A 12,999-nucleotide genomic window follows, 5' to 3' on the forward strand; every position below is an offset into this window, starting at 1 on the left:
GCCATGTCCGTACGCGATTACAACAAAGAGTTTCAGGATAACGCTCACCGCAGCTACTTCTACGATTTCGATGCGCGCCTGCGACGCTACATGCTGGACAGCTTCGGCCCCTGGCTGGCGGAGGGTCCGACCCTGGAAATGGGCTGCTTCGAAGGTGCTTTTACGACGCTGTTCGCCGAACGCTTTGCCGACCTGACGGTCATCGAAGCGGCCAGCGATCTGATCGAGGTCACCCGGAACAAAGTCGGTTCAGGCGTCAAGTTCGTTTGCAGTACCTTTGAGGAAGCCGAGCTGGAACCGCGCTTCGATAACATTTTCCTGATCCACACCCTGGAGCACCTCGACGACCGCCAGGCGGTGCTCAAGCGCGTGCACAACTGGCTCGCCCCTGGCGGTCGCCTGTTCATCGCTGTGCCGAACGCGAATGCCCCTTCGCGGCAGATCGCCGTCAAGATGGGCTTGATCGAACACAACAGTGCCGTGACCGAGGGCGAGCGCCTGCATGGCCATCGGGTCACCTACACCCTCGACACCCTCGATCACGAAGTACGCAGCGCCGGTTGGCGCGTGAGCCACCGCGGCGGGGTGTTCTTCAAGCCGCTGGCCAACTTCCAGCTGGACAAGGCCCTGGAAACCCAGCTGATCGATGATCGTTTCATGGATGCCTGCCATGCGTTGGGCATGGTCTATCCAGACCTGTGCGCCAGTGTCTTTGTCATTTGTGAGCAGCCCTCCAGCCCCAAGGCAACCGTATGACCACCCCATCCCTGCACGGCAAGCCGCGTCACCCTTACTACATCGCCGCTCCCAACTATCGGGAGACTTCCTCGGGTGTGTGCGTATTGCACTACCTGTGTCACGTTCTGAACCTGTCCGGTTACGAGGCCTACCTCACGCCATGCCAGGTCAATCCGAAACTGCGCACCCCGATCCTTACCGACGAGTTGCGCCGGCACCATCGGTCGCTGGGCTTGGCGCCCATTGCTGTGTATTCCGAGGTGGTGGACGGTAACCCGATAGGCGCACCGATCGTGGCTCGTTACATTCTGAACCGTGAAGGCTTCCTCACTGGTCGGGCGATCAAGGCGCAAAAAACGGACCTGTTTTTCTATTACACCCAGGATTTCGGTGGCGACAGCGATAACAGCAACCTGCTCCTGTTGCCTGTCATCGACTCGGAATTGTTTTCACCGCCAACCGAGTCGGTGCAGCGCAGCGGCAACTATCTGTATTTGCACCGCATCGACAGGTCTAAGGTCGACTACTCGATGTTGCCGGACGATATCGAAGTCCTGAGCATGGCCAACCCGAAGACGCTGACCGAGCTGGCGCAGATTTTTCGGACGGCTTCAACACTCTACAGCTACGAAATCTCAGCGACGTGCACCGAAGCCATGCTCTGTGGCTGCCCGGTTGTCTACATGCCTGGCGGTCACGTGAAGACCCAGCCGTTCATTGAACAGTTCGGTGACGCGGGCTCGGCACTCTATGATGAGCCAGGTGGACTGGAGCGCGCCCGCGCAACAGTGTTGCAGGCTCGCAGGCGCTGGCTGGAGCTCGAAAAGGCCTTCTGGCCACAGCTGGAGCGTTTCATCGATATCACTCAGCAGGTTGCCGTCCAGCATGCCATTGACGCCCGTGTACCCTCCGTCAAGGACTGGTTGCGCAACCGCGTACTGACGCCGATCCAGCAACAGCTTGTCGACGGGCGTCGTCAACAACTCAGCGGACAAACCAGCCTGACGCTGTTGATACGCGACCCCCTGGGCGATTTCAACGCCTTGAGCGACACCCTTGAAAGTCTTGCACTGTGGCGATCGCGCTCCTCCATCAGCTTGCGCATGGTGGTCTTGAGCACTGCGCCAAGTCCTGCCGACCTGCCCGCTAGCCTGCACTGGCTGACGTGCGCTCAGCCAGGCGCCGTCGAGCTGAACGAAATTCTGCAGGCAGACGACAGCGACTGGATCATGCTGCTAACGGCTGGCGACGAGGTCCTGCCCGCCGGCACGTTGATGCTCGATCTGGAACTGCCGGGTGCCAATGGCTGCAGGATGATCTATTGCGACGGCATGTATCGCTCGGAGAATGGCCCGCAAGCGGTCTTGCGGCCTTGCATCAACCTCGACTACCTCTTGAGTCTGCCATTGACCATGGCCAACCATTGGCTGGTCCGTCGGGAGCTGGCGCTGCAAGTCGGCGGTTACGACCCGCAGGTGCCCGAAGCGCTTGAACTGGACCTGATCCTGCGACTGATCGAAGTCGGGAGCATGAATGGTATTGCTCACCTGAGTGAACCGCTGGTAGTCAGCAACACACCCACCCTTGCCAATAACCCTGACGAGTGCCTTGCTCTGCAACGGCACCTGAGCAATCGCGGCTACACGAGCGCCAGGATCCAGCAGGAACCGACCCGGCATTACCACATCAAGTACGGCCATGACCAGCAGCCCCTGGTGTCGATCCTGATTCCTACCCGGGACCAATTGCCGCTGCTGCAGCGCTGCGTGGAAAGCCTGTTGTCGAAGACCCGCTATCCACACTTCGAGATTATCCTGATCGACAATTGCAGCGAGACCGAAGAGGCGCTCACCTGGCTGAGCGAGATGGAGTCGATCGGGGGTGACAAGGTTCGTGTCATCCGCTTCCCCTATCCGTTCAACTTCAGTGCCATGAACAATCTGGCAGCCAACCAGGCGCGCGGTGAGTATCTGGTGTTGTTGAACAACGATACGGCAATCATCCGCGAAGACTGGTTGGACGAACTGCTCAACCACGCCTTGCGTCCCGAAGTGGGTATCGTCGGCGCCAAGTTGATTAGCCCGGCAGGCACCGTTCAGCATGCTGGTCTGATCACTGGTCTGCGCGGCCCCGCTGGGAGCCCATTCGTCGATCAGGCTGCCAACGGCGGTGGCTATATGCAACGCCTGTTGGTCGACCAAAACACCAGCGCAGTCAGTGCAGCCTGCCTGATGATCCGCACAGCGATCTACCTGGAAGCCGGTGGTATGGACGACGCGCAGTTCCAGGTCACCTGCAATGACCTGGACCTGTGCCTGAAGGTGGCGAACCTTGGCTATCTGAATGTCTGGACACCTCATGCCGTGCTCTTGCATGAGGGTGAAGCGACCTGGTCAAGTGTCGGCAAGGACCCGCTCAACCAGCAACGCTTCGCCATGGAGCAAGAGCAGGCCTTGAGCAAATGGCTGAGCGTCTTGGCCAATGATCCCGCCTACAACAGCAACCTGTCGTTGCGTGGTGCCGGCTTCGAGCTGGAAGCCGTCAACGAGTTGACCTGGCGCCCGCTGTCCTGGCGCCCGCTTCCGGTGGTGCTGGTACATCCTGCGAAGTCGGCAAAAGCCGCCAATCTGCGTATTGTCGAGCCGTTCACTGCTTTGCGTGACTACGGCAAAATCGAAGGATGCATCAGCAACAGCCTGTTACCGGCAACGACGCTTGCGCGCTACAACCCCGATGTCATTGTCTTCCAGCATCAGGCCGACCCGCTGCGTCTGGAGCAGATGGAGCGCATCAATACCCTCTCCAAAGCCTTCAAGGTCCTCGAGTTGGATGCGCTGGCTCCGGCGACCCCGGGATGGACGACCTCACTGCAGCAAGCAGCGAGCCTTGTCGACCGCATCATTGTTGCGACGCCTGCGATGGCGGCAGCCTGTGCCGGACTGCACCACGATATTCGCGTCCTGGAAACGCGTCTGGATAGCAGATGGCGCAACCTCCCCAATGCGCGCCAGACGTTTGACATCCCTCGCATAGGCTGCGATATCGACCCGATGCAGCCCTTCGTTCAGCCGTTGATCATCGAGCTGATGCAGGCGCTGGCCGGTCAAGTGGAGTGGGTGCTCTGGGGCGATGTGCCTGCGTACCTGCGGCCGCTCGCCAGCGAGGTTCATGAGGACGTTCACGACAATCCCGATGTCATGGCAAGCCTCAATCTGGATATTGTCCTCGCACCCCTGGGCTTCGGCTGGGCCGAGGGAGGGTTAAGCCTGCTTGATCATCTGCAATATGGCGCTTGCGGCTACAGTGTGATCGGCAGCGATACCGCCGATTACCTGGGCGATCTCGCCATCACGCGAGTAGCTAACAGCCGAGAGCAATGGCTGGAGGCTATTCGTGATCATCTGGCTGATCGGCACGCCTCGCGACAGCAAGCCGCGCGACTGCGCGAGCAAGTGCTGGACAATTGGGTCTTCGACGATGCCTATGCGACGCACTGGGTCAAGGGGTGGATGCCTGACTGACGGAGACCTCAGAGGCGGCAGGGGAGTGCGCCCCAGCCGCCCGGTCATCAATCCGACCTGGCCCGCAGAGCATCAAGGGCTGAGACTTGCCACTTACCGGCATAAGTGCGCCGGTTTTTCGTCTTCAATACATTTCCACAACCCCACCGAATCCCTCAAACCCTTTGTTTATCGGCCTGCGTGGCGTCTGGGAGGAGTTGGTCTGCAAATTGCTTAAGGCTGTGCAACACAGCAGTGGACGGCAAACGTCCGGCATGCAGAGGAACGACAGTGGACAAGTACCTTTATGTGGCAATGACCGGCGCCAGCCAGAACGCACTGGCACAACGGGCCCATGCCAACAACCTGGCGAACATCTCCACCAACGGCTTTCAGAAAGACCTGGAGCAGGCCCGCTCGATGCCGGTATTTGGCGACAGCTTTCCGGCGCGGGCATTTGCCATGTCCGAGCGGCCTGCCACCGACTTCACGCCGGGCGCGCTGGTGGAAACCGGTCGTGACCTCGACGTCGCGGTCAGCGGGCCGGGTTGGATGGCCGTGCAGAATCCCGATGGTGGTGAAAGCTACGTGCGCACTGGCAGCCTCAACGTCGACGCCCTGGGCGTGTTGCGGGCCGGCAACGGCATGCCGGTGATGGGCAATGGCGGTCCGATCGCCGTGCCGCCGGAGCAGAAAATCGAAATCGGCCAGGACGGCACCATCAGCATCCGCGCCATGGGCGAAGGTCCGCGCGTGATGGCTGAAGTCGATCGCATCAAGCTGGTCAACCCGGATCTCAAGAACATGACCAAGGGCCTGGACGGTTCGATCCGTACCAAGGACGGCCAGCCGGCGCCCATCGATGGCAACGTGCAGCTGGTGTCCGGCTTCCAGGAAGCGAGCAACGTCAACGCCGTGGATGAGATGACTTCGGTGCTGGCCCTGGCCAAGCAGTTCGAGCTTCACGTCAAGATGATGAACACCGCCAAAGAAGGCGACGAGGCCATGGCCCGGGTCTTGCAGATCTAACCATTAATTACAGCGTTGCGCCGAAAAACAGGCGTACGAGGAGAATCGAATGCTTCCGGCTCTATGGGTTGCCAAAACAGGTTTGTCCGCCCAGGACACCAACCTGACGACCATTTCCAACAACCTGGCGAACGTCTCGACCACGGGCTTCAAACGTGATCGCGCCGAGTTCCAGGACCTGCTGTACCAGGTCAAGCGTCAGCCAGGCGCCCAGTCGACCCAAGACAGCGAACTGCCGTCGGGCCTGCAAGTGGGTACCGGTGTGCGCATTGTCGGCACCCAGAAAAACTTCACCGCCGGCAGCCTGCAAACCACCGAGCAGCCGCTGGACATGGCCATCGACGGTCGTGGTTTCTTCCAGATCCTGCAGCCGGACGGCACCACCTCCTATACCCGTGACGGTACGTTCCACCTCGATTCCACCGGCCAGATCGTCAACGCCAGCGGTTTCGCCCTGGAGCCGGCCATCATTATCCCGAACGATGCCCAGACGTTCACCGTGGGCCGCGATGGCACCGTGTCCATCACGGTGGCGGGCAACCCGGCCTCCCAAGTGATCGGCAACCTGCAGACAGCCGACTTCATCAACCCGGCCGGCCTGCAAGCGGTGGGCAACAACCTGTTCCTGGAAACCGCTGCCAGTGGCGCGCCGCAAGTCGGTACACCGGGTCTGAACGGTTTCGGTACCACGCTGCAGAACACCCTGGAAACGTCCAACGTGAGCACCGTGGAGGAGATGGTCAACATGATCACCACCCAGCGCGCCTACGAGATGAACTCCAAGGTGATCTCCACCGCCGACCAGATGCTCTCGTTCGTTACGCAGAATCTGTAATCACGTCTATGAGGCGGCCTGAGGTCGCCTGCAACACCAAGAGGTAGGGTCATGAATCGCTTCGTATCTGTTCTGGCACTGAGTGGGATCACCGCACTCGCGGGCTGTGTCGGGCCAACGCCCAAGCCCAATGACCCGTACTACGCTCCGGTGTTGCCGCGCACGCCGTTGCCGGCTGCCGCCAACAATGGCTCGATCTACCAGGCCGGTTTCGAACAGAACCTGTACAGCGATCGCAAGGCCTTCCGGGTCGGTGACATCATCACCATCACCCTGAACGAGCGGACCCAGGCCAGCAAGAACGCCAACTCGCAGATCGACAAGACCAGCGACACCAGCGTCGGCCTGACGTCGTTGTTCGGTTCCAGCCTGACCACCAACAACCCGATCGGGAGCAATGACCTGAGCCTCAACGCCGGTTACAGCTCCGACCGGGCCACCAAGGGCGATAGCAAGTCCGGCCAGAGCAACAGCCTGACCGGTTCGATCACCGTGACCGTCGCCGATGTGTTGCCCAACGGCATCATCGTCGTGCGGGGCGAGAAGTGGCTGACCCTCAACACCGGTGACGAGCTGGTGCGCATCGCCGGCATGGTTCGCGCCGATGACATCGCCACCGACAACACTGTTTCGTCGACTCGGGTGGCCGATGCACGCATCACCTACTCGGGCACCGGTGCCTTCGCCGATGCGAGCCAGCCTGGTTGGTTCGACCGTTTCTTCCTCAGCCCGAAGTTCCCTTTCTAGGTGGCCCAGTTGAATCTTAAACAGCTGTTGATCGGTGCCCTGGTGATGTCGGCAGCCTTCACCGCTCAAGCCGAGCGCCTGAAGGACATCGCCAGCATTTCCGGCGTGCGTTCCAACCAGTTGATCGGCTACGGCCTGGTCGTGGGCCTGAACGGTACCGGTGACCAGACCACCCAGACTCCGTTCACCCTGCAGACCTTCAACAACATGTTGTCGCAGTTCGGTATCAAGGTGCCGGCAGGTTCAGGCAACGTCCAGTTGAAGAACGTCGCGGCGGTGTCGGTCAGCGCTGACCTGCCGGCGTTCGCCAAGCCTGGCCAGCAGGTGGATATCACCGTTTCGTCCATCGGTAACTCCAAGAGCCTGCGCGGCGGCACCCTGTTGCTGACACCGCTCAAGGGTATCGACGGCAACGTCTACGCCATCGCCCAGGGCAACCTGGTGGTGGGCGGTTTCGATGCCGAGGGGCGCGACGGTTCGAAGATCACCGTCAACGTTCCGTCGGCCGGTCGCATCCCCGGTGGTGCGTCGGTGGAACGTGCGGTGCCGAGCGGCTTCAACCAGGGCAACAGTTTGACCCTGAACCTCAACCGCTCCGACTTCACCACCGCCAAGCGCATCGTCGACAAGATCAACGACATGCTTGGCCCGGGCGTGGCCCAGGCCCTCGACGGCGGCTCGATTCGCGTCACCGCGCCCATGGATCCGAGCCAGCGGGTCGACTATCTGTCGATCCTGGAAAACCTCGAAGTCGATCCGGGCCAGGCCGTGGCGAAAGTCATCATCAACTCGCGCACCGGCACCATCGTGATCGGCCAGAACGTCAAGGTTTCTCCGGCCGCCGTAACCCACGGCAGCCTGACCGTGACCATCACCGAGGACCCGATCGTCAGCCAGCCTGGCCCGTTGTCCAACGGTCAGACCGCCGTAGTCCCCCGTTCACGGGTCAATGCCGAGCAAGAAGCCAAGCCGATGTTCAAGTTCGGCCCGGGCACTACCCTGGATGAAATCGTCCGGGCGGTGAACCAGGTCGGCGCGGCACCGGGCGACTTGATGGCGATTCTCGAAGCCTTGAAGCAGGCCGGCGCGTTGCAAGCCGACCTGATCGTGATTTGAGGACCGGGCCATGGATATGCGCAAGGGCACATTGATCAGCGGGGATTCGGGTTCCTACTCGGACCTGAACCGCCTGAACCAGCTCAAGGTTGGCGACAAGAACAGCGACGGCAACCTGCGTAAAGTGGCGCAGGAATTCGAGTCGCTGTTCCTCGGCGAAATGCTCAAGTCCATGCGTTCGGCCACCGATGCGCTGGGCAAGGACAATCCGCTCAATACGCCTGAAGCCAAGCAGTACCAGGAAATGTACGACCAGCAACTGGCGGTTTCGATGTCTCGCGAGGGCGGTGGTATCGGCCTGGCCGATGTGCTGCTGCGCCAGATGTCCAAGAATAAACCGCTGGCGCCAGGCGAGGCGGCCAGCTTGTCGGCTGCCAAGCAGCAAGAGGCGCTGGACAAGGTCGCCAAGGCAGCCGTGCCAACGCCAGTGGCGGCCGGTACGTTGCCCGACGGTCCTCTTTCGCGCTCCAACGGCCAGCGCCCGCTGTGGGCTTCCCGGGCCGTGAATGCGCCGCAAGGGGCGGGTGAGGGCTCTCACCGCAACGACATGGAATTGATCAACCAGCGTCGCTTGGCCTTGCCGCCGAAACTGGCCGATCGTCTGCTCGCCGGGCTGGTACCTTCGGCCTCGACCAATGCCGATGTGCCTGCGCAGAACGTCCTGACGGATCGCGCCGTCGCCGCCGCTAAACCTGCTACTGGCGAACTGGCCAATGGTGACTGGCTGGCCGCGCTCAAGGCTGCCGAGCCGAAAGGCGACATGCAGGTCTATGGTCGCGCCATGGCCCAGCCACCGCTGGCACCGGCGCGCAAGGCCTTCCGCGATGCTGATGAATTCGTCAATGCCATGCTGCCAATGGCCAAGGAAGCCGCCGACCGCATCGGTGTCGATCCGCGTTATCTGGTGGCCCAGGCTGCCCTGGAAACCGGTTGGGGCAAATCGGTCATGCGCCAGCCCGATGGCAGCAGCAGCCACAACCTGTTCGGCATCAAGGCCAGCGCCAATTGGAAGGGTGATTCGGCCCGGGCGATCACCAGCGAATTCCGCAATGGCGCGATGGTCAAGGAGACGGCCGAGTTCCGCTCCTACGCTTCGTACCGCGACAGTTTCCATGACTTGGTCAATCTGCTGCAAAGCAACAGTCGCTATCAAGATGTACTGAAGTCGGCCGATAACCCGGAACAGTTTGTACGCGAGTTGCAAAAGGCCGGTTACGCCACCGACCCGCACTACGCCAGCAAGATTTCGAACATAGCCCGGCAGATGACGAGTTACCAAAACTACGCTTCGGCAGGCGCCACCACGACTTTATAAGGTCTGAACCATGAGTTTGCTCAATATAGGGATGTCGGGTCTGTCAGCAAGCCAGACTGCGTTGGTGACCACGGGTAACAACATCGCCAACGTCGATACCGCCGGTTATTCGCGCCAGCAGACCGTGCAGACCACCAAGGCGTCGAACCAGTACGGCAACGTGTTCATCGGTTCCGGCACGACCCTGGCCGATGTGCGCCGGGTGTATAACGCCTTCCTTGAAGCACAATTGAAAACCACCACGTCGCTCAACAGCGACGCGGCGGCCTATCAGGGGCAAATCACCCCGCTCGACTCCCTGCTGTCGGATAGCGGCACCGGTCTCAACGGCGCGCTGACCAAGTTTTTCGCCTCGGTGCAGAACGTCAACGCCAAGCCTGGTGACGATGCTTCCCGTCAGTTGTTGCTCAGCGATGCCCAGGCCCTTAGCAACCGTTTCAACTCGGTTTCCAACCAGTTGACGGAGCAGAGCACGAACATCAATGGCAACTTGAGCAGCATGGTCGACCAGGTCAATAACCTGGCGGCCACCGTTGCGCAGTTGAACAAGAAAATCGCCGAAGTCTCCAACTCCGGTGGCGCCCCCAACGACCTGCTCGATGCGCGCAGCGAAACCATTCGCCAGCTCTCGACCTTCACCGGCACGCAGGTCGTCGAGAACGGCAGCAGCCTGGACATTTACCTGGGTTCTGGCCAACCCCTGGTGATGGGCAATACCGTCAATACCCTGGAAGCCGTGCCGGACAAGAACGACCCGGGGCGCATTGGCATCCAGCTCAACAGCGGCTCCAGCTCCATGGACCTGACGTCGGTGCTCACTGGCGGCGAAATTGGCGGTCTGATGCGCTACCGCAATACCGTGCTCGACCCGGCCATGAACGAACTGGGGCGCGTGGCCCTGGTGGTCGCCGACCAGATGAACAGCATCCAGGCGTCGGGCATCGACATGAACGGGGCGTTTGGCTCCAACCTGTTCACCAACATCAACAGCGCCGCGCAGATCAGTCAGCGCAGCGTTGCCTCGTTGAACAACAGCGCTGGCTCCGGCAACTTCAACATCGCCATCGAAGACTCCGGCAAGCTGACCACCAACGACTACAAGGTGACGTTCACCAGCGGCACTGACTACACCGTCCAGCGCCTGCCCGACGGCACCTCGATGGGCGCGTTCAACACCGCAACCACGCCGCCACCGGTGATCGACGGTTTTTCGATGACTTTTGCCAACGGCACCGCGGCCGCCGGCGACACATTCAAGCTCACTCCGACCCGCAACGAGGCGGCGAACATCAAGACCGAGATGACCGACTCCAAGCGGCTGGCGATTGCCGCGCCGTTGGGCGCCGCCATCGTCCCAGGGGGCAGCGGTACGCTGACCATCCCTGCCAGCGGCCAGCCGAGCATGACCACGAAGCTGGACATCTACGACGCCGCCACCACGACCATCATCCAGAACGGCATCAAGAATTCCATGCCGGTCAAGGTGGTGTTCGGCGCGACGTCCGCCGATGGCACCAGCCAGGCTTACCAACTGCTGGATGCCAAGGGCTCCCCAATCAGCAGCGGGACGATCAAACCGGGCGAAAGCAACACACTGAGCCTGAGTGTTCCGCTCAAGGATGCCAGTGGCAATCCGATCATGGATTCGTCCGTGCCGCCGGTACAACGCACCGTCGCGTTTGACATGTCCATTGCCGGTTCGCCGTCCAATGGCGCCTCCATCAGTGTCAGCCTCAGCCAGGCCGGCAGCCTGGACAATCGTAACGGCACCGCCCTGGCCGGCTTGCAGACCGCCAAGACCGTCGACACGGGGTCCTCCAGCAAGGGTATTTCCCTGAACGATGCTTACGGCAAGCTGGTGGAGGGTGTTGGCGCCAAGGCTGCCCAGGGCAAGCTCGACAGTGCCGCCACCGGCGCGATCCTGGACAACGCCAAGACTGCCCGCGATTCGTTGTCAGGCGTGGACCTGGATGAAGAAACCGGCAACCTGGTCAAGTTCCAGCAGTACTACACGGCGTCTTCGCAGATCATCAAGGCGGCGCAGCAAATCTTCAGCACATTGATCAACAGCCTTTAAGGAGCCGTAGCCCATGCGCATTTCTACCTCTCAGTTTTACGAAAGCACGGCTGCGAACTACCAGAAAAACTTCGCCAAGGTGGTCAAGACCAGCGAGGAAGCCAGCAGTCTGGTGCGTGTGAACACCGCCGCTGATGATCCGGTGGGCGCTTCGCGTCTGCTGCAGTTGGGCAACCAGGCTTCGATGCTTTCCCAATATGAAGCCAACGTCACCACCATCAAGGCGACCTTGGGCACGACCGAAGCGGTCATGACCAGCATTGGCAATGTGCTGCAGCGCGCCAAGGAACTGGCTGTGAGTGCCGGTAACGCTGCTTACACCGACTCAGATCGCAAGGCGGTCGCTTCGGAGTTGGGCTCGATCGAAGATCAGTTGCTGAGCCTGATGAACACCAAGGATGAAAACGGCAAATACATCTTTTCCGGTTCCAAGGGCGATGTCGTACCGTTTTCCCGCAACGACGACGGGACCTACAGCTACAACGGTGACCAGGTCACCCTTGACCTGCCGATCGGCGACACCATGTCGATGGCCACCAACAGCACCGGTTGGGAAGTGTTCCAGCAAGCCGTCAACACCAGTCGCAGCCAGGTCACCATGACCGCGCCGGCGGTGGATGACGGTCGCGTGGTGCTGAGCAACGGCCAAGTTTCGTCCAGCGTGACCTACAACAGCCAGTTCCGCAGCGGCGAGCCGTACACAGTGGAATTCGCCAGTGGCACCCAGTTGAAAATCACTGATTCGGGCGGCAACGATGTGACCGCCGAAGCCAGCAAGGGCGGTGTCATCGACCCCAACAGCCAGCCCGGGCAGACCGTGAGCTTTCGCGGTGTCGACCTGACCTTGAACGTCAACCTTCAAGCGGGCGACGTTGCCGGCACGGTGTTGCCCGGTCACACCTTCACCCTGGCCGCTAAACCCGACACGTTCACCCCGGCTCGCAGTCCGGGAAACTCCACTGCGACTCAGATCACCGGTAGCCAAATCACCGATCCGGTGGCCTACCACGCCAGTTTCCCAACGGGGGCGGCGGTGCTGAAGTTCACCAGTGCCACGGATTTCGACCTGTACGCAGCACCACTGAACGCTGACAGCAAGCCGGTGTCCAGCGGCACCCTGGCGGGTAACGTTGCCACCGCATCCGGCGTGAGCTTCACGCTCAATGGTGCCCCGGCCGCCAACGATCAATTCAGCATTGCAGTCAATACCCACGAGACACAGAACATCCTGGACACTGTGAATCAGTTGCGGACTGCTTTGAACACGCCGGTTGATGGCGACAACATTGCCGGCCAGAAGCTGAATGCGGCACTGGCTTCGGCCATGGGTAACCTGGCCAGTGGTACTGACCAGTTGACCAGTGCATTGAGTTCGGTCGGTGGTCGTGGCCAGTCGCTCGATACCCAGAGCGATACCAATCAGAGCTTTGTCCTGGCCAACACGCAGACCCAGTCGGCGATTCGTGATTCCGACGCGGCCGAAGTGATGACGCGCCTGACCTTGCAACAAACTATGCTGCAGGCGTCGCAGTTGGCGTTCAGCAAAATCACGCAATTGGGATTGTTCAACAAAATCTGATCCAGGGCAGGGACCGTGACGCTATAAGCGGTCCCTGACCCGTTCTTTTATACGATTCAGGAC

9 protein-coding genes are annotated in these 12,999 nt (G+C 60.8%); all 9 read left to right on the forward strand.

Features of this window, described 5'->3' with window-relative positions; genetic code table 11:
* The first annotated feature begins 3 nt into the window (after positions 1-3).
* The 9 genes from J9870_RS07890 (at position 4) to J9870_RS07930 (ending at position 12,936) form a co-directional block, all read left to right on the forward strand.
* Entirely contained in the window at positions 4-756 is a 753-nt protein-coding gene (locus J9870_RS07890; protein WP_210643416.1) for a class I SAM-dependent methyltransferase, read from the forward strand.
* Complete coding sequence (locus J9870_RS07895) at positions 753-4,259, forward strand: glycosyltransferase family 2 protein (protein ID WP_210643417.1); 3,507 nt, start codon at positions 753-755, stop codon at positions 4,257-4,259. Before J9870_RS07890 ends, J9870_RS07895 begins: the two co-directional genes overlap by 4 nt.
* A 270-nt stretch (positions 4,260-4,529) precedes the next feature.
* Complete coding sequence (locus J9870_RS07900; RefSeq protein ID WP_123342203.1) at positions 4,530-5,267, forward strand: flagellar basal body rod protein FlgF; 738 nt, start codon at positions 4,530-4,532, stop codon at positions 5,265-5,267.
* A 49-nt stretch (positions 5,268-5,316) separates the two neighbouring features.
* The gene (flgG, locus tag J9870_RS07905; RefSeq protein WP_210643418.1) at positions 5,317-6,102 is read left to right on the forward strand and encodes a flagellar basal-body rod protein FlgG; all 786 of its coding nucleotides are present in this window, start codon (positions 5,317-5,319) and stop codon (positions 6,100-6,102) included.
* Between the two features lie 51 nt (positions 6,103-6,153).
* Positions 6,154-6,849, forward strand: a complete 696-nt coding sequence (flgH, locus tag J9870_RS07910; protein WP_210643419.1) for a flagellar basal body L-ring protein FlgH — start codon at positions 6,154-6,156, stop codon at positions 6,847-6,849.
* Positions 6,850-6,894: 45 nt separating this feature from the next.
* Positions 6,895-7,965, forward strand: a complete 1,071-nt coding sequence (locus J9870_RS07915) for a flagellar basal body P-ring protein FlgI (RefSeq protein WP_210645138.1) — start codon at positions 6,895-6,897, stop codon at positions 7,963-7,965.
* A 10-nt stretch (positions 7,966-7,975) separates the two neighbouring features.
* Complete coding sequence (gene flgJ, locus J9870_RS07920; RefSeq protein ID WP_210643420.1) at positions 7,976-9,280, forward strand: flagellar assembly peptidoglycan hydrolase FlgJ; 1,305 nt, start codon at positions 7,976-7,978, stop codon at positions 9,278-9,280.
* Between the two features lie 10 nt (positions 9,281-9,290).
* Positions 9,291-11,357, forward strand: a complete 2,067-nt coding sequence (gene flgK / locus J9870_RS07925) for a flagellar hook-associated protein FlgK (RefSeq protein ID WP_210643421.1) — start codon at positions 9,291-9,293, stop codon at positions 11,355-11,357.
* A 13-nt stretch (positions 11,358-11,370) separates the two neighbouring features.
* A complete protein-coding gene (locus J9870_RS07930; protein ID WP_210643422.1) occupies positions 11,371-12,936 on the forward strand; it encodes a flagellar hook-associated protein 3 in 1,566 nt (521 codons plus the stop codon).
* Positions 12,937-12,999: the final 63 nt, after the last annotated feature.

Origin of the sequence: Pseudomonas sp. Tri1, from assembly GCF_017968885.1 — a bacterium.
Lineage (GTDB): Bacteria > Pseudomonadota > Gammaproteobacteria > Pseudomonadales > Pseudomonadaceae > Aquipseudomonas.

Bases quoted from the DNA above. Each gene is read 5' to 3' on its own strand.
- J9870_RS07890 (WP_210643416.1), top strand. From the start codon at position 4: ATGTCCGTACGCGATTACAACAAAGAGTTTCAGGATAACGCTCACCGC.
- J9870_RS07895 (WP_210643417.1), top strand. From the start codon at position 753: ATGACCACCCCATCCCTGCACGGCAAGCCGCGTCACCCTTACTACATC.
- flgG (WP_210643418.1), top strand. From the start codon at position 5,317: ATGCTTCCGGCTCTATGGGTTGCCAAAACAGGTTTGTCCGCCCAGGAC.
- flgH (WP_210643419.1), top strand. From the start codon at position 6,154: ATGAATCGCTTCGTATCTGTTCTGGCACTGAGTGGGATCACCGCACTC.
- J9870_RS07915 (WP_210645138.1), top strand. From the start codon at position 6,895: ATGTCGGCAGCCTTCACCGCTCAAGCCGAGCGCCTGAAGGACATCGCC.
- flgJ (WP_210643420.1), top strand. From the start codon at position 7,976: ATGGATATGCGCAAGGGCACATTGATCAGCGGGGATTCGGGTTCCTAC.
- flgK (WP_210643421.1), top strand. From the start codon at position 9,291: ATGAGTTTGCTCAATATAGGGATGTCGGGTCTGTCAGCAAGCCAGACT.
- J9870_RS07930 (WP_210643422.1), top strand. From the start codon at position 11,371: ATGCGCATTTCTACCTCTCAGTTTTACGAAAGCACGGCTGCGAACTAC.